This window comes from Nostoc sp. CALU 546, assembly GCF_048836525.1.
Map to the genome: position 1 here is coordinate 24,264 of NZ_JAWJTF010000064.1, position 24,897 is coordinate 49,160.

Consider the following 24,897-nt stretch of genomic DNA (forward strand, 5'->3'; position numbering starts at 1 on the left):
ATTAAGAAAATAGGCTAACAAAATAGGCTGATTAATAATTTTAGAATGGTAGAAAAGTACAAATTCATAAGTAATTCCCTATCAATGATAGTTAATCGGTTAGCGCAAAGCATTACAGCCTTTGTGCTAACTGCTGCTATTGCTCGTACTCTAGGAGCTGAGGCTTTAGGTCAGTATTTACTAGCGTATAGCTACTACTTTATCTTTGTGGGTATTGCTTCACAAGGTCTCAAGACATTATTTACCAGAGAATTAGCCCGTGAGCCACAAAAAACGCCAGTTTATTTAATGAGTGGTACCTGGCTGCAATTAATATTTAGTTTCTTCAGTTATGGGGCATTGGTGATTGTAGTCTTCTTACTTCCCTACAATCCCACAACCTCGACTATTTGCTACATCATGGGCTTAACGATTATTCCCTTTGCACTTTCCAACATAACTGAGGCAATTTTTCAAGCTCAAGAAAAGATGCATTTGATTGCCATCGCTACAGTTCCAGTATATGTCTTACGCCTAATAATAATGATTTGGGCGATGCAACTGAAATACGGAATTGAATATCTGGGAGCGATCCTATTTTTTTCAGAAACACTAATTCTTGTAATTCAATGGATTTTTGTAACAAAATTAGTAAAGATAAAATGGCAGATTGATGGTGATTTTGTATTTAATACAATTAAAAGCGCTCGGACATTTTTTGCTATTGAAGCAATAGCTGTAGTCTCTGGTAGAATTCAAATTTTAATTCTTTCATTATTAGGAAATGAGTTTTTAGTAGGTCTATTTGGTGGAATATTACAATTGCTACAGCCATTTTTGATTATTGCTAACAGTATAATTTCAGCAATGTTTCCCAGACTTTCAAAGGCGGTAGATCAAGGACGTGAGAAGCAGAAGCAGATCACTGAAAATATGATTGAAGTCCTACTAATTATGTCATTACCCTTATTTATAGGGATGTTGTTTTTTGGCAAAGATATACTAATTTTTATATATGATGCTAGCTTTGCTCAGGCAAATGTAGCCCTTCGTTTAAGTGCTGCATCACTGCTATTATTGCCCTTCATACGGTCGCTTTCGTATCTACTTGTAGCCAATGGTTTCGAGATAGTGAATCTACGTGAAGTGGTTATCACTACTACATTAGGAAGCTTAGGAGGTGTAGCATTAGTTTCCCAATATCAGTTGCTAGGTGCAGCTATTATGGCATTATTAATGACTATTCTTGGTTTTGTCCAGTATGTTTTCTTCACCTATACTCGCCTATTTTCATTAAATTTATGGCGAATTCTGCACCGGCCATTACTAGTAAGCATTTTGATGTTACCTGTATTCGTATTACTGCAAAAAATTAGCTTAGACTTTATATTCACTTTAATTATTGCAACTTGTGCCTATGGATTAATTGTGACTTATCTAGGTATTCGTGCCTTTGGAGGTTTCCGTTTTTTGTGGGATAAGCTTTTAAAAACCCAGTAGAAACTATTGCTATTAATACATCTAATATTTGTTGGTTGAATAAATAATTTAAATTAAAATATAAGTTAATTATGATTAAGGTTGCTCTCTTACATTTTTGCTTTGAAGACTACACCATCGAATTAGCAAACAGTCTGGTTAAATATGTTGATTTAACGCTAATTCAGCCGGAAAAAGTCTCAAATGTCTGTAGCAATGTTCTTGACTCCAGAATCCGCGTCATTAGCTTTAAAAAACCACGGATTCGCGACCCACGCAACTTATTGTCTATGAGCGCTATGATGCGTATCATCAAAGATATACAGCCAGATGTTTTACATGTACAGGAAACTAACGATCCTTGGTACGATTGGACTTTGTTACTCAACAAAATGCCGCCATTGGTGACAACTATCCACGATGTATTTCGTCACCCAGGGGATAATATGAGTGTGTTTGGTTCTGAGTATACCAGACGTATTAGTTTCTACCGTTCACAACAGTTGATTGTCCATACTCATCAACTAAAAAACATTCTCATTGAACAATTTCGTATACCTCAAGAGAAAGTCAATGTTTTACCTCATGGGGAACTTGGTAGTTTGTATCAGCGTCGAGGTAATAAAAATATTCAAGTCCGTGAGCCATATACTTTGCTATTTTTTGGACGTATCTTACCCTATAAGGGATTAAAATATTTGCTTGATGCTATGCCCTTAATTGCTGAATCTATACCTGAAGTCAAGCTGATTATTGCTGGAAGGGGAGGAAACATTAGCCAGTATTTCCCTAATGGTTATGATGAAAAACGCTACGAGATTATTAATGAGTTTATCCCCCTTGAAGAAGTAGGTAATCTATTTCAACGTAGCACAGTAACAGTTTTGCCATATATCGAAGCCTCTCAAAGTGGTGTGGCAGCCTTGTCTTATGGAATGGGAACGCTGGTCGTAGCTACTGATGTGGGGGGATTGAGTGAGATAGTTCAGCACAAAAAAGATGGTTTGTTAGTTCCACCCCGTGATGTTTCAACTCTAGCGGATGCTATTATTTGTTTGTTACGCGATCGCAGCTTGCAACAAAGTATGCAAACTGCCGCACTAGCTCGTTGTCAGCAAGATTTAAATTGGTCAAATATTGCCGCTCAAACAGCCGAAATCTATCATAGAGAAATGAATATGCAAAAATAAATATTAGTTAATATACAGCGATCCTAAATAAATAGCTTGCGAACAAAAGGACGAAGTATTCGATTATATCGAGCAATAATATGGAGCTAATTTTGATTCAAAAACTAAGCTATTACAGCATAAGTTAAAATAATACGTTTTAAGTACGCAAGTATTTTGTTAGTAAGTTAACTTAATACGTTTTAAATACGTAAGTATGATGCTTAAATTAACTAAAATCTACCTTTACCTAGCAAATAGTCGAAAATCACCTGTATTCGTCTTACTCTTTAGGCTCCTGAACAAGATCCTCTAGAATATCTCTAGTTACAAGGCAAAAATTTTGTCCGCCAATTTTATATTTTATGCAAGTCATTTTATGCAGTGTTAAGTTCTTGTTTAAATTCGTTGTTAACCACCCAGTTTTTTCCTTCGATTCTTTATCGAACAGAATTCAGCAATGTTTTCTGTATGACTGGCAGTGCTTCGCAGCATTAGCGACGCAGGAGCGTCTGAATAATCGGCGTTTTTGCACCCCCACTAAATTGAAAATTTGGTGGTGCAACAATTCAATCGGGGATTCAGACCCGCGACTGATAGCGTACTCTGTAAGAGTTGCAATCTACGCTTTTAGCGTCTCGTAGAGAAGCGTTAGCGAGTCTTGTCTACGACACGCTACGCGAACGAGCGTCTTTATTCTGACTCCTGTTAGCGGATAGCTAAGGTTTAGCCCATTCTGACTTCTGAATTCTTCTTCAAATACAGATAAGTGTTCACGATCTATTTAAAATTACTGTATGAGAAAACTACTAATTTTTGCGGAGCAGGGGTTCACAATTGTATCTTTGCTCCTGTATTCAGGGGCAATCTTAAACGTCATTCTGTCAGGAGGAGCAGGACAGAATAATTTGGTAGAATATGATAGCTCCTTAATTCGGGTTATTTTTTTCTTAATATACTTAGTTACCTTCTTACTAATAGTCCTGCGTTGGAAAAAAACTCTTTACTTCTTTATCTTAAGTAACGACATTTGGCTTTTTTCTTTAATCATATTAACAGTTATTTCTGTCACTTGGTCTTTCGAGCCATCAACAACATTAAAAGATGGTTTTACACTAGTTAATTCCAGTTTATTTGGTGTATATTTTGCCTCCAGATACACCTTAAAAGAGCAATTACATCTACTTGCTTGGAACTTTGGAATTATTATAGTATTGAGCTTCGTTTTTGCTATCGCCTTGCCTAAATACGGCATACAGACCGATCTTGGTAGCCCAATGTGGCGTGGAGTATTCGTGCACAAAAACGGTCTGGGAAGCAAGATGGTAGTTAGTAGTATAGTTTTTTTTATCCTTGCTTATCAAACCAAAAGACGCAGTTGGTTTTTCTGGGGGGGATTTATCTTATCAATACTGCTCTTACTACTTTCCGCTTCCACTTCATCTCTACTTAATATATTAATTTTAATATTGGCATTTTTTGCTTTTCAAATTTGGCGTTGGCCATACCAGGTTATGATACCAACACTAATAATGGTGGCAACTATCATCCAAACTTTCTATTTTTGGTTTTCCAATAACTCTGATGTCCTGTTCACTTCAGTTGGTAAAGATTCGACACTGACGGGTCGAACAGACATTTGGCCATTAGTGATAGATAGGATTTGGAGACATCCTTGGCTTGGTTATGGTTATGGCGGATTCTGGCAAGGATGGAATGGCGAATCTGCTTATATTTGGCGCATAGTCGGATGGGTACCAACCCACCCCCACAATGGTTATCTATCTATTTGCCTGGATTTGGGTTTTTTAGGGTTAGGGCTATTTTTGTTAGGATTTTGGCGCAGTTATCTGCAAGGATTCGCTCGGCTGCGTGGTAGTAAAACAGCATTAGATATTTGGCCACTTATACATATGACATATATAGCCTTAGCTAGCCTTACTGAATCTGCCTTGCTGCAATCCAATAGTTTGAATTGGATACTCTATGTGGCTGTATCTTTCTCGGTGAGAAAAAATATTAAACAAAATTAAAATCATGAAACAAAAAAAACAAAGATAGTCCAATTATGGAAAAAGTGCAGCATATGTGTCCAACTAAAACTATCAAGATTCTCCTGTTAGGTCCTAGCTTACTCCAGCAAGGAGGCATTTCCAATTACGAAAAACTTTTTTTGGAATATGCTCCTTATGAAGTTAATATTCGTCATGTTGTTACTCACCAAGACGGATCTACAGCGTTCAAAATAATAATATTTTTGAGCGCTATATATAATTTTTTTTGGGTGTTAATTAGGGAAGAAGTCGATATTGTTCAACTGGAAATTTCCCAGCGGGGTAGTGTCTTACGACAAGCGATTATGGCACTTTTAGCTTGGGTATTTCACAAGCCGATAATTCTACATGCTCACGGTAGTCAATTTCATATTTTCTACGGTGAACTTGCAAAATGGATACAGCAATTACTAAGTTGGGTATTTTGCAAGTGTCAACGCTTAGTTGTCTTATCAGAAAGTTGGAAAACTTTTTACATAGAAAACCTTGGAATGAGACCCGAACAAGTTGTAGTTTTTTATAATCCAGTAAAAATTCCTGCTGAAGTTCCACTCCGTTCAGTCTCTAAGAAAGTAAACTTACTTTTTTTAGGACGAATTGGCCAACGAAAAGGAGCATTTGATTTGATCAAAGCCTTTTCTCTTTTACCTACTGAGCATAAAAATAAATCAAGTATGGTCATGGCAGGAGATGGAGACATAGAACAAGCACAAAACTTAGTTACGACTTTAAATCTAGAAAATTATATAAAATTGCCTGGCTGGATAGGACCAGACGAACGTGATATTCTTTTGACTGAAGCAGATGTTTTTGTGTTGCCTTCTTATAATGAAGGTCTTCCATTAGCAATGCTAGAAGCAATGGCTTGGGAGTTACCAGTCATAGTTACACCAGTAGGAGGTATACCTGAGATAGTTACTCAATCTGACAATGGATTAATAGTTGATCCAGGTAATGTTGAGCAGTTATCTGATGCTGTTAAGTCTTTAATTGAAAATGAGGCTTTGAGGCTTTCTCTAGGATCTAAGGCCAGAACAAGTGTTTTTGGTCTCGATATCAAAAATCACTGGGTTTCCTTCCTTAACTTATATCGTTCAGTATTAAATTCAGATAGTTAATAATGTGAGTGTAAATATTCAGCAACTGCAAGACTGAAAGCCATGAATATGCAGATGTGCAGTTTATTCAGCCCAGTTTTGTCAGGTATGACTAAAAGTTATTCAAAAAGGCAGATTTTATAATTTACAAGTCAGTGTTTTGTTAAACTCATTAAGAATTGAGACTATTATGGCATCACCTACAAAAGTACTAATTATCGTTGAAAATCTGCCAGTTCCCTTTGATCGGCGGGTATGGATGGAAGCAATTACTTTGCAAAAAGCTGGGTATGAAGTTGCTATAATTTCACCGACAGGTAATGGTTTTGACAAAGACTATGAAGTAATTGAGCAGATTCACATTTACCGTCATCCTCTACCACCGGAAGAAAGTTCAGTCATTGGCTATCTTCGAGAGTACAGTTGGGCGATTAACTGGCAATTCCGTTTAGCTAAAAGGGTATGGCGAGAGCGTGGTTTTGATGTCATACATATTTGTAATCCACCGGATTTACTTTTCTTAGTAGCAGGATGGTTTAAATTATTTCATGGTATACGGGTTATTTTTGATCATCATGATCTCAGTCCGGAGATGTATGAAGCTAAGTATCAACGGCGTGATATCTTTTATCATGGATTACGCTGGGCTGAACGCTTGACCTATGCCACAGCAGATATTGTAATCTCAACGAACGAGTCACATCGAGAGGTTGCTCTGAATCGCGGGCACAAGAAATCAGAGAAGGTCTTTGTAGTTCGTAGTGCACCTGACCTTTCACGCTTTCGCCGAATGCCTCCAAACCCTAATTACCGTAGAGGTAAAAACTACTTAATAGGGTACATGGGTGTCATGGGCGAACCAGAGGGAATTGATTATCTCCTGAGAATGGTGTATTACATTGTTAAGAAAAAAAATCGCTCCGATATTCACTTTATGCTAATCGGTAGTGGACCTGCAATTGAAAAACTTAAGGCTTTATCTAAAGAGTTAGAAGTGACTGATTTCGTAGAATTTACAGGGTTTAAGCAAGGGGAAGAACTTTTAGAACGGCTCTCCAGTTGCGACGTGTGTGTAGAGCCTTCTCCAACATCTACTTATAACGAAAACTGCACCATGAATAAAATCCTCGAATATATGGCGATGGGAAAAGCAATTGTCCAGTTTGATTTGCGAGAGGGAAGACGTTCTGCACAGGAAGCATCTCTCTATGCCAAGCCTAATGATGAGGTGGAATTTGCTGAGAAAATTCTGGAACTTCTGGATTCTCCTGAATGTAGAGAAAAGATAGGAGCAGAGGGACGACGCAGAATGGAGGAGATTCTTGAGTGGAAATATCAAGCTCCTAAACTGTTAGAGGCTTATGATAAAATTTTGCAAAGTTAGTAGCTACTTTAAATTTCAGAATCACTGTTAAGTGGGGCTGAGTAATGAGTGGATGTTTATGGTCAAAAATCACAACCTGACTAGACTGCCCGTTTTTTACTTGGGCTTAGGAATTTTTGGTTAACATGTTTATTTGATAAGGGGTAGAGCAATATAATATTCGAGGAAACAATTTAAGCTTTTGATAATCAAGAAATAAATTTTCATAATAATGGCTAATGACTGGCAAAGGTTTTTAATTGAACATCCTGCTGCTAAAGGGTTTATTTTTGCTAATGCAGTATAGTTAGGACACCGTTAACTCACCTCAAATCCCAAATTTACTAACGCTTTTGCTTAATAATGGGGTATGGAACACTGTTGCATATTTGTACCCAAATTGAAACTAAATTTTTAACTTAAATAGTCTATACTATTGTCATATTGTAAAATAATATCAGTATTGTCAATTGCAACTGCTTATGTGATTGCTCTAAGTCAATTTTTAGTTTCTTGTTTAAGACCTGTACTTTGGAAGATTTATGTCAGAAAAATCTATGGAATCTAGAGAATCTATTGATTTAGACCTTAATCGTTACTTGTTGATATTGAAGCGTTGGTGGTTACCGGCTGTCAGCATATTTGTGGCTACAGTGATTCTGAGTGCTGTATCTACAAGGTTTATGAAGCCAGATTATGAAGCAGAAGGAAAACTGTTATTCAGACTTCCCTCTTTTAAGGTAGCAGGAACTAATCTTTCGCCTGGTTCCTCTGAAGGAGGAGACTCAGGAGATTTGAAACCATTGGTAGCAACTCAAAATCCTATAAGCAGTCAGATAGAAGTTATTACTTCCCCCAAGTTATTGCAGCGGACAATAGATAAATTACAACTCAAAGACAACGAAGGTATACCTCTAGAGGTACAAGCTCTAAAAAAAGCCCTGAATCTAAAAATTATTGGTGGGACAGATGTATTGCTAATTAGCTATAGCAGTTCTGACCCCGAAGAAGCAGCGGCAGTGGTCAACACAATAATGAATTTTTATTTAGAAAATGATATTCTGACAAATCGCTCTGAGGCAGCAGCAGCTCGTCAATTTATGGCCAAGCAGCTTCCTAAAACCCAAGCTGCTGTTAATAATGCAGAAGTAGCGCTACGTATATTTAAGCAGAAGCATCAGATTGCAGATTTATCAGAGGAGACAAGGTCAGCCGTTGCGACTATTGGAAATCTAGATAATGAGATGAATAGTGTTAAAGCTCAATTAAATGAGGTAAATGCCCAAACCAATCAACTCCGTCAGAAAGTAGAGCTAAATTCTCAGGAAGCGATCGCAGTGAGTGCCCTCAGCCAGTCACCGGCAGTACAGGGAGTCCTTACACAACTTCAAGAAACCGATCGGCAGCTAGCGGTTGAGCGTAGCCGTTTTCTAGATGACAACCCCGTAATTATTAACTTAGAAGCAAGAAAAGCTAGTTTAAATTCTCTCTTGCAACAGCAAATTGGTCAGACTATTGGCAATCAAGCACCAGTTCCTCAGAGCCTGTTGCAGATTGGGGAACTTAGACAAAACCTGATACAAAATTTTCTCCAGTCAGAAATACAGCGCTTTGGGTTAACTCAAAGACTCTCTTCTCTATATAATTCTCGTTCTACCTACGAACAGCGGGTGAAACTCATACCCCAGTTGGCACAAAATCAGCGGGAATTAGAACGGAAAGTTGAAGTTGCAGAATCGACCTATCAAACTCTATTGAAAAAGGTTCAAGAATTACAGTTAGTTGAGAATACAAATACAGCTAGTTCCCGGATTATTGCTCAGGCTTTAGTGCCAAAAGATCCAGTAGCAGGCAAAAAAATAATTGTTTTGGTGCTGGGAGTGATGTTCGGTTTATTTTTTGCCACAACAACTATCCTCTTACTGGCTATGAGAGATAGATCTCTAAAAACACTTAAAGAAGTTAGAGATATATTTGGATATACTTTGCTGGGCATTGTTCCTTTGTCTGTTAAGAAGCTTCGCTCCCGTTATTCAGATACAGAATCAACAGTTCAAACAATCGCCGTCAGGGATACACCTCACTCTTTAACCAGCGAAATGTACCGGATGATTCAAGCCAATCTGAAATTCCTGAGTTCAGATAAAGTGCTCAAAACTATTGTGGTAACTAGCGCAGTTCCGAAAGAAGGCAAGTCTACAGTTTCAGCTAATTTGGCGGCAGCGATCGCTCAACTAGGACGTAAAGTTTTACTAATTGATGCAGATATGCGAGTTCCTTCTCAGCATCATCTATGGCAACTAACCAATGCAGTTGGTTTGAGTGAGGTTCTTGTAGGTCAGGCTGAATTTGACATTGCCGTATCCAAGGTAATGGATAGCCTTGATGTTTTAACTGCTGGAGTTAGACCTCCTAACCCACTTGCCTTGCTTGACTCAAAGCGGATGGCATCACTAATTGAGAATTTCTCATCTCAAGATAACTATGATTTTGTCATTATTGATGCTCCTCCCCTCCTTTTAGCAGCCGATGCCTTGACTTTAAGCCAAATGACTGATGGGATTTTGTTAGTCGCTCGACCTGGGGTAATTGATTCTAACAGTGCAGCTGCTGCTCAAGAAATGTTAGAGAGATCCAGTCACAACGTTTTAGGTTTAGTTGTGAATGGTCTCATTGATAAAAACGAATCTAGTAGTTATTTCAACCATGCGAAAGAATACTTTACTTATCAAGATTTGACAAAAGCGGTTAAGCGACAAAAACGTATTCCAGACAAAAGCTCTGTATAAATTAGGATTTTGTCTCACAAGTGAATTAGAACACCATAATGTTTAATTATCCATAAAATAAGAAGCCTGCGAAAGCAGGCTTCTTATTTTGTGTAACCGTAGACTTCAGTCTGAAAGAACTATGGACAGATAGCAGGACATGTTATTACGGTTACCTAATTTCGTATGCCCCAATATCATATGCACCACCAGCAGGACGAGGGTTATCGGCATGATCAGTTTTCAAATCCTTCCAATTGTAACCCCTGTTGATCGCCGGACTCGTTCCTTTGAGTCTAAAGTCACCATTTGGGGCATTTTGAAACTGTGGATCTGCAATAATATCGTTAGCTCCCCTCGCCTTCGCATCGATCACTGAACCATTGGGGTAAAGATTGTAGTTATAAGTGACGTTTTTATTCATGTAGCTGCTGTTCACATTTTTGCCAGCAACACCATAAACAAGGTTATTGTAAATCCTGATATTATTTGAATAACCAGCATAGACTTGCCCTTTTTTTGACAGTTCTGGACTTTGCTGATTCAAATATGCTGTGTTGTTGACAATATCGATATGCTCACTTTCATGGGCATGAATACCTGAACCGCCATTCCTGTAGCTAATATTGTTTGCAATTAAAGTCCGTCCTCTATATGCACCATTTGGACCCTGTTTTGAAAGATCGATAATAATGCCATTACCGTCTGTGATAATTCCACGTTGAGCCCAGGGAACGTAATTGCGATTGTTGTAGACCCTGTTATTAGTCACGAACATCTTGTATCCCTGGTTGTTGTCAGTATTCCGACTCTTCAAGAACGAAATACCGCTGGTACCATACATACTGTACCAGGCGTTATTGAACACTGTGTTATTATCAATCTTCACATAATCAGCGGAGATTACTGAGATACCTGCTCCTCCACAGTTATTCACTTTGTTGTTTAGAATATTTATGTGACGAACAGAACTATTGCGTCCGTCAATACTTATGCAGCTTCCGTTTGTAAGCGGATTTGATCCATTAGTCTTCTGACTTAATGCATAAGAAAGGGTTATGTTTGCATTGTTCCCTATGACCTCTAGCCCGTCGATCTCAATATATGAAACTCCATTTGACAATAGGATACCATTCCATGTATTGTGCCGAATTTTTGGGAAATGTCCAGGATATGCTTGATACTTAATCCATGCATTTGCTCTTCCAGAACGTCTTATATTTACGACACTCCCATTTCCCCCTGTATTTTTGTATTCTCCATTCATAATCAATACTCTGTCGCCAGGGTTGGTAAGATTTGCCGCCCTCTGAATTGTCCTAAAGGCAGATGAGGTAGTGCGTCCGCTATTTTTGTCATTTCCGCTAACACTAACATAGTATGTTGTCGCAGTTGAAGTCTGGCTGATCAACTTACGACTAGGTAGTGGCATTGCTTGATCAGTGGGAGACTGACGAACATCTTTAACTAAAGACTCTGTTATTTTCTCTCCTGGAACCAAACCTGTTAATGCCCAGGGAAGCACAAGAGATGCGCTCAAACTTAAAAAACCGAAACCATGAATCATCATAGGGAAAAAATAGGGTATGTTGCAAAATACTCAATCGTCAACGGTCAGTAACTCTAGCCTTAGTTAAGTAATGTTCAGTAACTCAGTATTGGATACGGTCGTATAACTGCCATTTGTAAGTTTATACACGCTTTTTTAGGTTTGCACCTGCGAATTTTCGCGTAAATATGGCTGAACTGCCTTTTCAGCTTGTGTTTCCAAAAATGGCAGCTATTTGGTAAAAATACTGAATAAAATTTATCAGTATCCACAGCTACTCCATTAATGGACACTAAGCAACCGTACAAATGGCGTCATTTCCAATTCGACATCATTCTACTGTGTATACGCGGTATCTTTGGTTAAGATAGTATATCTGTCATCAATAAGTTAATTTACTTAAATATTTCTTATGATAATAAGAATCATTGAATAGATAAAACAACGAATATAGTAGCTTTTAGCGCCTCTATTTTCTAAACCATTCTCATTATCATAAGAAATCTAAGTACCTACAACAAAGTTTTCAAAAGCCTGTCAATGCATATTAAGAATTGTTAATGTCTAAAGCATTTGTCAATGAGCAATACTACTTAAAATAATTCGTAATTCGTAATCACGCTCAAGGTCTCGCTAATGTAATTCGCAATCAAGTTTTGCAATATAGATTTAGACTCAACCCTTTCAATGCGAACTAATAAACTACTTTAAAGGCTGAAACCCTTACACTGTGTAGGATATCAAGTTATGACTTGAGGCTATCGATGTTATTCAAGGCGATCGCAATATCAAAGACAATCAAAATATGGTGTCTTTGATTCGTGCATTTTGTGCCAGAAAATCTCGTAAGGACTATATAGCAAGGATTAATGGAGAGTCCAAAAATATAGTACAAATGAACGCATTGAAAGGGCTGGGATTTAGACCCCGCCAGAAAACTTGCTGTTTGTTAGTTGCAGGGAACTTAAACCCCCACAATTTGTTAAATCATTTAAGAAGAATTCAGAAGTCAGAATGGGCTAAACCTTAGCTATCTGCTAACAGGAGTCAGAATAAAGACGCTCGTTCGCGTAGCGTGTCGTAGACAAGACTCGCTTTCCGCAACGCTTACAGTCGGGGATTCAGACCGGCGCAGGAATTGTTGCACCACCAAATTTTCTTGTTTTGTGGGGGTGCAAAAACGCCGATTATTCAGACGCTCCTGCGTCGCTCTAAGCGAAGCCATGCCTCTGAAAGAGAAGGCTTTACGCTGCGAAGCACCGCCAGTCATACAGAATAACCAACTGAATTCTGACGACTGACGCCTTGATTCTGTTCGATAAAATTTTTATAAAAATAGCTGATAGAAAACACTATTTTGGAGGAAGTGATGGCTTCTCTGCGAGATGCTACGCTACCTTTCAGACACATCTGTTCTGGATGGACTTAAGAGCGATCGCTTGTGGTCATGATTGAAAACCCAACTTAGACGCCTGAAACCCTTATTATTGAGTCAAATTTCAAAACTTTTCGTGACTATTGAGCTTTGATTCAAGGTATAGTGCAATTGTGGAGACGAGGAGAATTGACCAACGCCCCCAATTTGCATCTATATATTAAACTAGATTCCGAACAACCTCAGAATATTAAAAATAACACCTAGAGGACCAGCTATGGTGTTTGTAGTATCCCCAGTCTTAGCTAAACCAGATCGGTTGACTACTACAACATCATTATTACGGAGTATGGGATTAGTTTGCTCATTAATCCCAGCGGAGAAATCCACTTTTACTATACGTTTAGTCACAGAACCATTAGGGTTGAGGCGAATCAAATCAACAGCATCGCTACTAGCTCTGGCATCATTAAATCCGCCAGCAGCGAGTATAGCTTGATTTAAAGAGCTATTCGGCTGAACGTCTGTTAATCCTGGTCTTTTAACTTCGCCTACCACACCAACTTGAATGCGTGCAGGAGACAAAGTAGTGGTAGCTAATTGAGTAGCTTCTGCGGGGTTAATTTCAGTTGCCGTCGGAATAACAATCGTATCTCCGTCTTGTACGATGATGTCTTGATTGGTGTCACCACTCTGCAAGAGTTGCCAAAGGTTGATATCTATGGCTTGTTCTGAGCCACTTCTTGTCGGTCGGCGTAACCTGAGATTACGAACATCAGCTTGTGCTGTAATTCCCCCTGCTAGTTGAATTACCCGTGTTACATTTGGTAGACCATTGGGATTGGTAGTACCACTGTTAGGGGTTGCACCCGCCTGAGCAGCATCAGTGCTGGCTGGGGTGACAAGATACGAACCGGGACGGTTAACTTCACCGATAATTGTTACCGTCCGGGGTGTGGTTTGGCTGGCGGCAAAGTTAGCTGCAAATATATTGCGAGATTCTGCCACGTTGAAGTTGGTTGCTGTTGGTACAACTATAGTGTCTCCATCCCGCAAGGTAATATCCTGTGATAACCTGCCTGTTTGGATGAGTTCCTTCAAATTGACGGTGACTGTTTGCTCTGAAGAACGTCCTACTTTACGCCGTAATTGAACTTGAGTTACATCCGCAGCAAGAGTTACACCCTGCGCTGTTGTTAATGCGGCTAATACAGTGGGGAATTGTACACCTGGATTGTCTCCCGCGCCTCCGCTCAAGTTCAGAGTATAAGCTCCTGGACGTGTCACCTCTCCGGCAACGAAAATATTGATGGGACGAGACGATAACAAATTGACTGAGATCAAGGGACGTTTGAGGAAGCGAGCATATCTTCTCGCAATTTCGTCAGCAGCCTGTTCAGTTGTTAGGCCGAGGACTGACACACTACCAATTAAAGGTAGGTTGATTGCTCCACCTGGGGGAATTTGATATTCACCTGTATATTCAGGTACTTCAAAGACATTTACACGGATGCGATCGCCGCCTCCTAATGAATAATTAGTATCTATTTGTGTTTCTGTGCTTGGTGGTTGTGTAGCTGGTGGGAATGGTTGTCCCTGAGCTAGACTGGCAGATGACACAGCGGCATTGACAGCAGTTAATAAAGCCACACCCACAACTGGCTGAGTTAGGAATTTAGACAAACTTTTGTTAAGCATATTTACCTGAGACTCTGAAACTACGATCAATAAAGTACTGTCTAAACATTTTTATTTTGACTATACCTAAGTATTCAAGTTCCCCGACACTCTTATTTTCCTAGAAAAGTGTGATTTTCCGGAGGGAATTTGTTTATTGAATTTAAATTTTTAGTGAAGTTAGCTTAAAGTTAATGCTGCTTGAATATGGCAATTATCAAAAAATATAGGATTTACGCAATTAAACACAGTTTATACAATAAATTTTATCTTAGCCAATCAAGTACTTACGAATAAAGTTTTATTGTCAAAGTTAATTTGATGACATTTAAAATCTGCAATGGGTAGTAAGAGACTACCAAAATTATGGGCAAGTTCATTAAATAAATACAAATAAACTTAAAAAGAGGTCAGAATTTTATTTTTTCTGGGTTGGGTTGAGCAAAGATAATTCCAAAACGCAGAAACTTTGAGTTTTGTTCTTCAAGTCAACCGGCAATTTGCTATTTGGTAACAAGACTAATTTAATGAGTTATCTTTTCTTTGGATTTGTTGAATAAAAAACTCTTCTAAGGAGTGACGGGACAAGTTCATGGTGATAATTTTACCCTCCATGAGACGAAGACTGGAAAGAAAATCATAGTAATCATCTTGTAGTGTACCGTGCCAGGAACCATCAGGCTCAAATATAAGAGTGGGTATCCATTTTTTGAGAATTTCCCCATCACCACCTTGACCTTTGACGTGATATGTGTTTTTTCCACCTAAGAGTTCATTGAGGGAACCAGAGCAAATTAGTTCACCTTGAGCGAGGATGGCAATGCGATCGCAAATCTGTTCTACTTCACTCAGAATGTGGCTGTTGAAAAAAATCGTCTTACCAGCGGCTTTTAGCGCCAGAATAATTTCCCGCATCTGGTAGCGTCCCACCGGATCAAGCCCAGACATCGGTTCATCCAGAAAAACTAAATCTGGCTCGTTAATTAGTGCCTGTGCCATGCCAACACGCTGTAGCATTCCTTTAGAATAGCGACGCAGCAGCTTTTTACGGGCATCGGCTTGGGATAAACCGACTAATTCCAGCAGTTGGGGAATACGTTGGCGTTGGACACTTTGGGGAATTTGAAATAGCCCAGCCGCTAGCTGCAAAAATTCCCAGCCAGTGAGATAGTCATATAAATAGGGATTTTCCGGCAGATAGCCGATATGTTGCTTAACACTGCGATCGCCTATTGGTTTACCCAACAACGATCCCCGTCCAGAGGTGGGATGAATAATTCCCAGCAACAATTTCAAAAGTGTGGTTTTACCAGCACCGTTTGGCCCCAGCAACCCAAAGGTTTCCCCTTTGTAAACCGTTAAAGAACAGTTTTTGAGAGATACGACTTTTTGATTTAGCCAAAAACCAGTGCGGTAGACTTTTCGCAACTCAGAAGTTAGGACTACTGGCGGAATGTCTGTCGTATTAAGTTGAGAATTAGGGTCATCTGCAACAGACTTCATCTCGGTTAAATCACTATTTATCAGCTTGGGATTAATTACAAATTACCCGGTAGGCTGATAATAACCATCAACAACTGGTGTGTCAATTATTGGGGAGTGGCGGAGTGGGGGAGCAGGGGAGCAGGGGAGCAGGGGAGCTAGGGGAGTAGAGAAGTTGTAGAAAGTTTTCTCCCCTCTGCCCCTCCGCACCTCTGCCTCTTTTCAATGCCCAATGCTCAATGCCCAATACCCATTTCATAGAACGCCCTTAGAACTGGGAATTATGCCAGCACGTCGGGGGTCAATTTCCACCGCCAGCCGTGTTGCTCTTGCAAACGCCTTAAATGTTGCTTCAATGATGTGATGGGAATTAATGCCATCCAATTGCCGAATGTGTAATGTCATTTGGCTATGGTTCACCAAAGCCACAAAAAATTCTCGTACCAGTTGGGTATCATAGGTTCCTACTCGCCCAGTAGGAATTTGCAAGCCGTAACTGAGGTGAGGACGACCGGAAAAGTCTAGCGCTACCTGAACTAAGGCTTCATCCAGTGGTGCAAGAAAATTACCAAAGCGGACAATACCTTTTCTGTCGCCTAATGCTTGGTTAAAAGCTTGCCCTAAAGTAATGCCTACATCTTCGTTGGTGTGATGATCATCAATTTCCCAGTCTCCCTTGGCTTGGACATCGATATCAATCAGCCCGTGGGAGGCAATTTGATGCAACATGTGATCCAAAAACGGAATGCCTGTTGCTGCTTTGCAAGTTCCTCTACCATCCAGGTTGATGGTAACTTGCACATCTGTTTCACCAGTAGTGCGGTGAACAGTAGCAATCCGAGAGGTTTCAGTTAAGCGATCGTAGTTGGAATTAATTTTGCTGATTTGCATGAGAAATAGGGCATGGAGAATAGGGCATGGGGCATGGGGAATGAAAAATGGACAAGAATTTTACTAATACTCAATTCCCAATGCCCAATTCCCAATGCCCCATGCCCAAATTATCTTACATTCCCATAATTTCATATCCTGCATCTACATACAGAATTTGTCCGGTAATCCCGCTGGACAAATCACTACACAAGAAAGCCGCAGCGTTGCCCACTTCTAACTGAGTTACGGTGCGTCTTAAGGGAGCTACTTCTTCTACATGATGAATCATATCTAAAATTCCACCCACTGCTGAAGATGCCAAAGTGCGGATGGGGCCTGCGGAGATGGCATTCACGCGAATATTTTGTGGCCCTAGTTCACTAGCCAGGTAACGCACACTCATTTCTAACCCCGCCTTGGCAACTCCCATAACGTTATAGTTGGGGATTGCCCTAACACCACCCAAATATGTCAGGGTGACGATGCTACCTCCCTCTGTCATCAGAGGTTTGGCTGCACCACTTAACTGCACCAGCGAGTAGGTACTGATTTCTAAGGCGGTGTTGAAGCCAGAACGAGAGGTTTGGCTAAAATCTCCAGTTAAATCCTCTTTGCTAGCAAAGGCCAGACAATGGATGAGGATATCTAGCTTTCCCCACTGTTCGCGGATTGTCTCAAAGGTAGATTTAATTTGGTCTTCATCTTGGACATTACAGGGAAGAAACAAGCTGGGATTGAGAGGTTCTACCAACTCCGCAACTTTTTTCTCCATCTTGCCGCGTTCATCCGGCAGGTAGGTAATGCCCAGGTTTGCTCCAGCTTTGTGCAGTTGTTGGGCAATGCCCCAGGCGATCGAGCGGTTATTGGCAATACCTGTAACAAGGGCATTTTTTCCGGTCAGATTTAGCATAGAAATTGTTAATGCGATCGATCATTAGGAGCATACTAGAATCTGAGGCACGTTTTGTCTTTGTTTTATACAGGATTTGCAAAAATGAATATTGCTAAGGGTGTTTGCTGTGACAAAAATCTTGATTTTTTATAAAGATATTCTCAAGATTTCTTTATTTGTTCTTCAAAAAACCTTTTAAATACAGCTATTGGAACTACTTATCAACAATTAGTAGCTGAAAGGATCAAGAATTATGTATCATTGTAAACAAAGAGTTATGAAGAGATTAGTTTGAGTATAGGAAAGTACAGAAAGGTTGACGGTGCTTTATTCATTTTTCGGGTGTATTCTTAGGTAATCAGTTTTTGTTTTTCCGGCATTGGGTAGGGGAAGGGAGATGATCGTGACACAAGATAAAGCCCTAGCAAATGTATTTCGTCAGATGGCGACCGGGGCGTTTCCGCCAGTTGTGGAAACGTTTGAACGCAATAAAACGATCTTTTTTCCTGGCGATCCTGCCGAACGAGTTTATTTTCTTTTGAAAGGTGCTGTTAAACTTTCCAGGGTGTACGAGGCAGGAGAGGAAATAACGGTAGCGTTGCTGCGGGAAAATAGTGTTTTTGGTGTATTGTCATTGCTGACAGGAAATAAATCGGATCGGTTTTACCATGCGGTTGCATTTACTCCTGTGGAATTACTGTCAGCACCAATTGAACAGGTGGAGCAAGCACTCAAGGAAAATCCAGAATTATCAATGTTAATGCTGCGAGGTCTGTCTTCGCGAATTTTACAGACGGAGATGATGATTGAAACTCTCGCCCACCGAGATATGGGTTCTAGGTTGGTAAGTTTTTTGTTAATTCTTTGTCGGGATTTTGGCGTTCCTTGTGCGGATGGAATCACTATTGATTTGAAGTTATCTCATCAAGCGATCGCAGAAGCAATTGGTTCAACTCGTGTTACCGTTACCAGGCTACTGGGAGATTTGCGTGAGAAAAAGATGATTTCTATCCACAAAAAGAAGATTACTGTGCATAAACCTGTTACCTTAAGTAGGCAATTCACATAAAAACAATTGGAGAAAGGGGAATCGGCGCGTGTTCTATTTTGAAAAATGACACTAATAGCTAGAGGTAAATCTAATAAATTGAGTAATTTCAGCTATTGCCAATTTCCACTTCTTTCCAGACAATGCTTAAAAGTAGTAGGCTGTATCTGGAAGGATTTCGGTAGCTAAAGATGACCACCGGATACATCCTCATCGCTGCAATTTTAATTCTGGGAGGCGTAATTGCAACCGTGGGCGATCGCATCGGCACACGAGTTGGCAAAGCCCGCCTCTCACTTTTTAAGCTTCGTCCAAAAAACACTGCTGTACTGGTCACTATTTTTACAGGTGGCTTGATTTCAGCATCAACTTTAGGGATTTTATTCGCTGCCGACGAAGGCTTGCGAAAGGGAGTCTTTGAATTAGAAGATATTCAAACAGACCTCAGACAAAAACGAGAACAGCTAAAAACCGCAGAAACTCAAAAAAGTCAGATAGAGAGTGAGTTAAGCCAAGCCAAAATTGCCCAAGCAAAGGCACAACAAGACTTGCAGGCAATCAACCAATCTTTGCAGGCGGCGAATGCCAAACAACGCCAAACACAAGCTCAGTTAAACCGCACCATTAGTCAACAAGCCCAAACTCAAACTCAACTCCAACGCACTCAAGGTCAGCTAGAACAAGTTGTAACTCAGTACCAAAAAGCTATAACTGAATTGCAAAGCGTTTACAACCAGAGAAAGGAGTTACAGGCAGCAGTTGAACTACTGAAGACAGAACGTCAACGACTGTATGCTGAAGCGAAAAAAGCCATTGACGAAGCCAAAGCAGCAATTGAAAAACGCGATCGCGAACTTGCTAACCGCCAAGAAGCCATAGAACAACGCGATCAAAAAATTGCTCAATTGGATAAACTGATTCAAAAGCGTAATCTCGAAGTTGCAGCGCGAGAACAAGTGATTGCCAAACGGGAATCTCGTCTTAAAGAATTGGAAGGACAACAGGAGCAATTAGAACAGGAAGTTGCAAGGCTGGAAAAATATTATCAGTCCTACCGCGATTTACGTCTGGGTAAGCTGGCCCTAGTTCGCGGTCAAGTTTTGTCCGCTGCTGTAGTTCGTGTTACCCAACCTGCTGCTGCTCGTCAGGCAGTTGTACAACTCTTACAAGAAGCCAATCGCAACGCCAACCTGGAATTGAGTGAACCTGGTGCAAATCCTGCAAATGCAGAGCTAATACGCTTCACCCAGGAGAGGGTTGAGAAATTGAGCAAGCAGATTGAGGATGGCCAAGAATACGTGGTGCGAATTTTTTCTGCTGGTAATTACGTCAGGGGAGAAAAGCAGATAGAGTTTTTCGCCGATACAGCCCGGAATCAATTGGTTTTTTCGGGAGGCGCGGTGCTGGCCACAACTAATACCGATTCTAAAAGCATGACATCCTATCAGTTACAGCAGCGGTTGGAAATACTGATTTCTGCTTCTCAATTTCGTGCCCGTAACGCCGGAATTGTCGAAAATGTCCAAGTAGATGGGACTTTTTTGCGCTTTGTCAACCAATTAAGACAGTATAATCAACCCTTAGAGATCAAAGCGATCGCGGCAGAGGACACTTATACCGCTGGGCCATTGAGAGTAAAATTAGTGGCAACAGTCAACGGAAAAATTATTTTTAGTACTTAAAAAATTATTTGCACACTGTTATTATTCAGGAGGCAGGAGGCAGTTATTGCAAGATTTAAACATATTGAACAGCAGCCAAAATAGTTGCTGTGATTGCATTTATCGAACAGAATTCACAAGTCAGGAGTCAGAATGGGCTAAACCTTAGCTATCCGCTAACAGCAATGTTTTCTGTATGACTGGCGGATAGCGCCGGCGGCAAGGGAGTCCGCGATAGCGTAGCGTATACCCTTCGGGATGCTTCGCTTAGAGCGAGTATTTTCGAGTCGCGTCTAAATAATCGGCGTTTTTGCACCCCCACCAAATTTTCAAGTTGATGGTGCAACAATTCCTTCGCCGGTCTGAATCCCCGACTGATAGCGTTCGCGTTGCGTCTCGTAGAGAAGCGTTAGCGAGTCCGCGATAGCGCAGCGTTAGCGAGTCTTCTCCCAAGGGGAGACGCCAAGGGCGAACGAGCGTCGCGTCTTTATTCTGACTCCTAAATTCTTCTTCAATAATTTCTAATTTTTAATTTTTTATGGCTTTCCATGAATTTTCACCAACGCAACCAGTCATCTTGGGCTTTGATCCAGGTCGAGATAAGTGTGGTTTAGCGGTGATGGGACTGGATCGGCAACTGTATTATCATCAGGTTGTGTTAGCCAAAGAGGCGATCGCTACCATTGAGACACTGCGTCAAAGGTTTCCTATCTCTTTGATGGTGATGGGCGATCAAACTACAGCCAAGCAGTGGAGACAGCAACTATACCAGGAATTAACAGAACCGCTGAGTATTATTTTAGTGGATGAGCGCTATACAACCTTAGAAGCACGCGATCGCTATTGGCAAATGTTCCCACCCAAAGGGCTAATAAAGCTATTGCCACAAGGTCTGCGACAGCCACCAAGACCAATAGATGACATTGTTGCCATTCTCTTAATCGAAAGATACTTAAATCGCCTCACAGAATCAGCTGCTATGAGTTATGAGTGAGGGGTTAGAAATTAATTTCTTCATAACTCATAACTCATAACTCATAACTCATAACTCATAACTCATAACTCATAACTCCTAGAGTTCCGCCCGAATCGTAAAAGCATAGTCTCCTCCAGGCTCTAGCTGGTAATCTTGTTGCTCCAAAAATCGACCGAGGGGTTCTTTGATTAAGGCGCGGCCTTGGGAAGGCTTGACGGCAAGTTCTCCCCGGCGAAAATGCCATTGGAAATGCCACTCAAACTCACCCGCACTTACTTCGCCCTCAAGGAAGCCGTGTTGCCAGGATTGGCGAGTAATTCTGACATGGGCAATGGTTTCTGGCAGACGTTTTGCACTCACAATGCTTTATGTCAAGTGTGGAATAACAGCCGATCATGTAGGCTACTTATTTTATTTACCAAACTTAGCTTAATTAGACAAACTGACAAAGTGGGTATTTGTAGTTCACTAGGTTATGTTACGACTTCAGGATATTGAGGTTGCAGCTATAACCCAATACGGTTTGGTTAAATTTTTAGGAATGAATGTATCCGAGAAACTGCATATCGGATACTCCTTTCATCAGTATATTGGGGATTGATTGGGATTTCCTTAAAGTATTTCACCACAATTACAGCCCGATAAAGCTTCGAGTATTTAAATTGTTTTTCTTGGATATTAAAACTCATAATATTCTCTAGTGGATGTTCAATAATTTGTTTAATACGAAGACTTTTACGTTCGATAAATACCTTATCAATACTTTTATAAAAGGTACAGGTAGTTACAGGAGATGTGGCAAAATAAGCAGCGATCGCCATCATAATCAATATAAATAAAATTAATAAAAGTAGATAGTGGCGCTGATTTTGCTGTACCAATAGGGAAGTTTGACCAGAGTTGATAAAATTGTTAATTTTAAAGATAGTTTTCTGATTCTCTTCATACTTAACATGGGATAAAAGAGGAAAGTTTCCAAAAGGAGTCACAATCATAACTTGATAGGTTTTCCCTCCTTTGCTACCAGTCTTTGTAAGAATGTATGCTTCCTGGAGATCAAACATTTTGAGTTTCTCCATACTTCCCAACAAATTAAACCGTCTTAATTCACAATTCATTTGGTTTGGGGAGAGGCGCTCGCAAGTTATTTGAACTGAAGCAGACTCAAAAAATAAGCAGTAAATCAAAAAGCCAAAACAGACAGTAAAAATGCACCATCCGGTGAACCACTCTCTGAGTGGTCGATGCTTTAGCTGCAATCTAGTACGGGTTTCCTCGACAATTTTCATCGGTGTATGTGTATAGAATACTGAACCCCTGAGTAGAGTATTCCCCTCGTAGACCATTTATATATCCTCAAGTCTAAGTACCAGGGAGGATTTATGATGAATAGCTACAAAAGCTTTGCCTAACTGATAGATAATTGGGGCAGAAAACTATAGCTAGAAGCATGGAAACCAAACAGCTAGGAAAAACTGGTATCTTTGTGAGTGCGATCGGTTTGGGTGGTATGCCCATGTCAATTTCTAATCGCCCTCCCGAATCGCAATCAATCGAAGTTATTCATCGGGCGTTGAATTTGGGTATTACATTTATTGATACTGCCGATTCTTACTGCAAAGATGAGTCAGATAAGCATCACAACGAGCGGCTAATTCACAAGGCACTTACCAGTTATAAAGGCGATGTTAGTCAAGTAATTGTGGCAACGAAGGGCGGGTTGATGCGTCCCGATGGCAACTGGACAACCAACGGTAATCCAGAACATTTGCGCCAAACAATTCGCGACAGTTTTGAAGCGTTGGGTGGTGCTAAACCCATCGATGTTTGGCAATACCATTCTCCCGATCCTAATTACAGCATTGAAGAATCTCTTACGCCAGTCAAAGAAGCAGTAGAGGCTGGTTTGATTAGATTTGTGGGAGTTTCTAACTTTTCCGTTGAACAAATTAAGCAGGCGCGGGATGTGGTGGATATTGTCTCGGTGCAGAATCAATACAGCCCTTGGCAAAGACAGCCAGAAAATGACGGCGTGTTGAAGTATTGTGAACAGCAAGGATTAACATTTTTGCCTTGGAGTCCCTTTGGCGGTAGGCGTCGCCATCAGGATTTGCAAGATATTCCTGCGATCGCTAAATTAGCTCAAGAAAAAGGCGTGTCAGTATACAATATCGTCTTAGCGTGGTTGCGTTCTAAGTCACCTGCTATTTTGCCGATTCCTGGTGCTAGCAAGGTTTCCAGCATCGAAGACTCAACAGGTGCTATCAATGTAAAACTATCTGATGAAGAAGTGCAAAGAATTGATCGGGCAACTTAATCATTCCACTAAATAATGTAGATTGAGTGAAAGTTGCCAAAGATTTACGCGCCATCTTTAGCTATAGGAATCCGCTTTTGACGAATTTGTACTGAGTTTTTTCAGAAATCAAATATGAGTCCTATAGATAAACAATTCCAAATTCCAAGTCAACATAATTTTAAAGGACTTCATCAACCCGGTTTATTAAAAGAAACCGGGTTTTTAAGAAAATACGACATACATCAAGTTTAATTTGATGTAGTATTTTAATCTAATTAATCTAAAATTTATGCTACTAAATTCTGTAACCAATAGGTTAAAGCAGATGGTAAAGATGTTTGCTATTTTGCTACTGGTTTCCCCTTTTGGCTGGCAAAATTCAGTGAACGCGCAGCCACAGTCAAATAAGCAACTTCTGCCGTTTTTTGATAATATAGATAACCCTGTCCCTGTTCGTTTTCCCGCAGGACAACAGGTAGATATCACACCACCTCCACCGCTGCTAAATTCTTTTGACAAAGCGATAATTAAACTCTGTGGCCCTATTGGTACAAGAGTTAGTTCTAATAATTTTAAACAATTGTTATCTTATTACCCAGATGTGTTACAAAAACTTCAGCAAGTTAGTGGCGGTGAACTACGTCCTGGACGTAATAATAAAGCACAATTTCTCGAAGATTTAACCAATATTTGGTTCCAACGTCGGGGGTTTGAGCATATATTTTGTGGTGAAATATATAACGCCAATGATATTGGTGGCTTACATTTTCATGGCAGATATTTACAGTTACAAAATGAAGGAATAGGCGGACGGTTGCCAAATAATCAGGGACGAGAGGAAGTTGTTCCGAATGTAATTTATACAATGGGTGTAGTAATTAAGCAGGAAAATCGGACAGTAAGGGATGTCATTAAAGGCTATGGCTATCTCAGTAATGCCGAAGAAATGCTTTTAGATGCCACCAAAATATTTAAGCTCCAAGGCAATAATGAGGGAGCGTGTATTTATAATGTACGTGACCGAGAAACAGGTAAATCCTTTCCTACAGTTTTTATCAGAAAAGACAAAGCAATTATTACCTATTATCCTGATGCTACTCCTCAAGGTGCAAAATGTAAAAGTTAAATTTTATAGATTGCCTGTAATTAGCGCATA

General features: G+C 40.1%; 18 protein-coding genes. 11 read left to right on the plus strand and 7 right to left on the minus strand.

Annotated elements, in window-relative coordinates; genetic code table 11:
* Window positions 1-84: 84 nt before the first annotated feature.
* The 6 genes from RRG12_RS26625 to RRG12_RS26650 all read left to right on the plus strand — a co-directional run bounded on the left by RRG12_RS26625 (window position 85) and on the right by RRG12_RS26650 (window position 9,930).
* A complete protein-coding gene (locus tag RRG12_RS26625; RefSeq protein ID WP_420761252.1) occupies window positions 85-1,479 on the plus strand; it encodes an oligosaccharide flippase family protein in 1,395 nt (464 codons plus the stop codon).
* Between the two features lie 71 nt (window positions 1,480-1,550).
* Window positions 1,551-2,648, plus strand: coding sequence for a glycosyltransferase family 4 protein (locus RRG12_RS26630; protein WP_420761253.1), 1,098 nt, complete (start codon window positions 1,551-1,553; stop codon window positions 2,646-2,648).
* Window positions 2,649-3,424: 776 nt separating this feature from the next.
* A complete protein-coding gene (locus RRG12_RS26635; RefSeq protein WP_420761254.1) occupies window positions 3,425-4,660 on the plus strand; it encodes an O-antigen ligase family protein in 1,236 nt (411 codons plus the stop codon).
* Window positions 4,661-4,695: 35 nt separating this feature from the next.
* Complete coding sequence (locus tag RRG12_RS26640; RefSeq protein ID WP_420761255.1) at window positions 4,696-5,799, plus strand: glycosyltransferase family 4 protein; 1,104 nt, start codon at window positions 4,696-4,698, stop codon at window positions 5,797-5,799.
* 169 nt (window positions 5,800-5,968) lie between these two features.
* On the plus strand, window positions 5,969-7,162 hold the full coding sequence (locus tag RRG12_RS26645) for a glycosyltransferase family 4 protein (protein WP_069072692.1): 1,194 nt from the start codon (window positions 5,969-5,971) through the stop codon (window positions 7,160-7,162).
* Window positions 7,163-7,683: 521 nt separating this feature from the next.
* Entirely contained in the window at window positions 7,684-9,930 is a 2,247-nt protein-coding gene (locus RRG12_RS26650; protein WP_069072693.1) for a GumC family protein, read from the plus strand.
* Window positions 9,931-10,081: 151 nt separating this feature from the next.
* On the opposite strand, the gene RRG12_RS26655 is transcribed toward RRG12_RS26650, so the two are convergent.
* From RRG12_RS26655 to fabI, 5 genes are all read right to left on the minus strand, one after another.
* Window positions 10,082-11,479 carry a choice-of-anchor Q domain-containing protein gene (locus RRG12_RS26655; RefSeq protein WP_420761256.1) on the minus strand — a complete coding sequence of 466 codons (1,398 nt, stop codon included), beginning with the start codon at window positions 11,477-11,479 and terminating at the stop codon, window positions 10,082-10,084.
* 1,579 nt (window positions 11,480-13,058) lie between these two features.
* Window positions 13,059-14,531, minus strand: coding sequence for an SLBB domain-containing protein (locus RRG12_RS26660; protein WP_420761257.1), 1,473 nt, complete (start codon window positions 14,529-14,531; stop codon window positions 13,059-13,061).
* 498 nt (window positions 14,532-15,029) lie between these two features.
* A complete protein-coding gene (locus tag RRG12_RS26665) occupies window positions 15,030-16,013 on the minus strand; it encodes an ABC transporter ATP-binding protein (RefSeq protein ID WP_420761258.1) in 984 nt (327 codons plus the stop codon).
* Window positions 16,014-16,247: 234 nt separating this feature from the next.
* Complete coding sequence (hisB, locus tag RRG12_RS26670; RefSeq protein WP_420761259.1) at window positions 16,248-16,883, minus strand: imidazoleglycerol-phosphate dehydratase HisB; 636 nt, start codon at window positions 16,881-16,883, stop codon at window positions 16,248-16,250.
* Window positions 16,884-16,998: 115 nt separating this feature from the next.
* Window positions 16,999-17,775, minus strand: a complete 777-nt coding sequence (fabI, locus tag RRG12_RS26675; RefSeq protein ID WP_069070637.1) for an enoyl-ACP reductase FabI — start codon at window positions 17,773-17,775, stop codon at window positions 16,999-17,001.
* 379 nt (window positions 17,776-18,154) lie between these two features.
* Here fabI and ntcA point away from each other — a divergent pair, with 379 nt between their 5' ends.
* From ntcA to RRG12_RS26690, 3 genes are all read left to right on the plus strand, one after another.
* Window positions 18,155-18,826 carry a global nitrogen regulator NtcA gene (ntcA, locus tag RRG12_RS26680; protein WP_010998529.1) on the plus strand — a complete coding sequence of 224 codons (672 nt, stop codon included), beginning with the start codon at window positions 18,155-18,157 and terminating at the stop codon, window positions 18,824-18,826.
* Window positions 18,827-18,996: 170 nt separating this feature from the next.
* The gene (locus tag RRG12_RS26685) at window positions 18,997-20,487 is read left to right on the plus strand and encodes a DUF3084 domain-containing protein (RefSeq protein WP_069070638.1); all 1,491 of its coding nucleotides are present in this window, start codon (window positions 18,997-18,999) and stop codon (window positions 20,485-20,487) included.
* Between the two features lie 517 nt (window positions 20,488-21,004).
* Window positions 21,005-21,460, plus strand: coding sequence for a Holliday junction resolvase RuvX (locus tag RRG12_RS26690; protein ID WP_069070639.1), 456 nt, complete (start codon window positions 21,005-21,007; stop codon window positions 21,458-21,460).
* A gap of 78 nt (window positions 21,461-21,538) precedes the next feature.
* On the opposite strand, the gene RRG12_RS26695 is transcribed toward RRG12_RS26690, so the two are convergent.
* Together RRG12_RS26695 and RRG12_RS26700 are read right to left on the minus strand one after the other, a co-directional pair.
* Entirely contained in the window at window positions 21,539-21,802 is a 264-nt protein-coding gene (locus RRG12_RS26695) for a DUF3146 family protein (RefSeq protein WP_069070640.1), read from the minus strand.
* 167 nt (window positions 21,803-21,969) lie between these two features.
* A complete protein-coding gene (locus tag RRG12_RS26700) occupies window positions 21,970-22,788 on the minus strand; it encodes a hypothetical protein (RefSeq protein WP_420761260.1) in 819 nt (272 codons plus the stop codon).
* Between the two features lie 104 nt (window positions 22,789-22,892).
* Between RRG12_RS26700 and RRG12_RS26705 the strand changes: the two genes are divergently transcribed.
* Both RRG12_RS26705 and RRG12_RS26710 read left to right on the plus strand, forming a co-directional pair.
* Window positions 22,893-23,759, plus strand: a complete 867-nt coding sequence (locus RRG12_RS26705) for an aldo/keto reductase (protein ID WP_069070641.1) — start codon at window positions 22,893-22,895, stop codon at window positions 23,757-23,759.
* Window positions 23,760-24,066: 307 nt separating this feature from the next.
* Window positions 24,067-24,867, plus strand: coding sequence for an EndoU domain-containing protein (locus RRG12_RS26710; protein ID WP_069070650.1), 801 nt, complete (start codon window positions 24,067-24,069; stop codon window positions 24,865-24,867).
* The last annotated feature ends 30 nt before the right edge of the window (window positions 24,868-24,897 follow it).

Bases quoted from the DNA above. Each gene is read 5' to 3' on its own strand.
- RRG12_RS26700 (WP_420761260.1), bottom strand. From the start codon at position 22,788: ATGGTCTACGAGGGGAATACTCTACTCAGGGGTTCAGTATTCTATACA.
- fabI (WP_069070637.1), bottom strand. From the start codon at position 17,775: ATGCTAAATCTGACCGGAAAAAATGCCCTTGTTACAGGTATTGCCAAT.
- RRG12_RS26710 (WP_069070650.1), top strand. From the start codon at position 24,067: ATGGTAAAGATGTTTGCTATTTTGCTACTGGTTTCCCCTTTTGGCTGG.
- RRG12_RS26655 (WP_420761256.1), bottom strand. From the start codon at position 11,479: ATGATGATTCATGGTTTCGGTTTTTTAAGTTTGAGCGCATCTCTTGTG.
- hisB (WP_420761259.1), bottom strand. From the start codon at position 16,883: ATGCAAATCAGCAAAATTAATTCCAACTACGATCGCTTAACTGAAACC.
- RRG12_RS26665 (WP_420761258.1), bottom strand. From the start codon at position 16,013: ATGAAGTCTGTTGCAGATGACCCTAATTCTCAACTTAATACGACAGAC.
- RRG12_RS26690 (WP_069070639.1), top strand. From the start codon at position 21,005: ATGGCTTTCCATGAATTTTCACCAACGCAACCAGTCATCTTGGGCTTT.
- RRG12_RS26635 (WP_420761254.1), top strand. From the start codon at position 3,425: ATGAGAAAACTACTAATTTTTGCGGAGCAGGGGTTCACAATTGTATCT.
- RRG12_RS26660 (WP_420761257.1), bottom strand. From the start codon at position 14,531: ATGCTTAACAAAAGTTTGTCTAAATTCCTAACTCAGCCAGTTGTGGGT.
- RRG12_RS26645 (WP_069072692.1), top strand. From the start codon at position 5,969: ATGGCATCACCTACAAAAGTACTAATTATCGTTGAAAATCTGCCAGTT.
- RRG12_RS26640 (WP_420761255.1), top strand. From the start codon at position 4,696: ATGGAAAAAGTGCAGCATATGTGTCCAACTAAAACTATCAAGATTCTC.
- RRG12_RS26625 (WP_420761252.1), top strand. From the start codon at position 85: ATGATAGTTAATCGGTTAGCGCAAAGCATTACAGCCTTTGTGCTAACT.
- RRG12_RS26685 (WP_069070638.1), top strand. From the start codon at position 18,997: ATGACCACCGGATACATCCTCATCGCTGCAATTTTAATTCTGGGAGGC.
- RRG12_RS26630 (WP_420761253.1), top strand. From the start codon at position 1,551: ATGATTAAGGTTGCTCTCTTACATTTTTGCTTTGAAGACTACACCATC.
- ntcA (WP_010998529.1), top strand. From the start codon at position 18,155: ATGATCGTGACACAAGATAAAGCCCTAGCAAATGTATTTCGTCAGATG.
- RRG12_RS26650 (WP_069072693.1), top strand. From the start codon at position 7,684: ATGTCAGAAAAATCTATGGAATCTAGAGAATCTATTGATTTAGACCTT.
- RRG12_RS26705 (WP_069070641.1), top strand. From the start codon at position 22,893: ATGGAAACCAAACAGCTAGGAAAAACTGGTATCTTTGTGAGTGCGATC.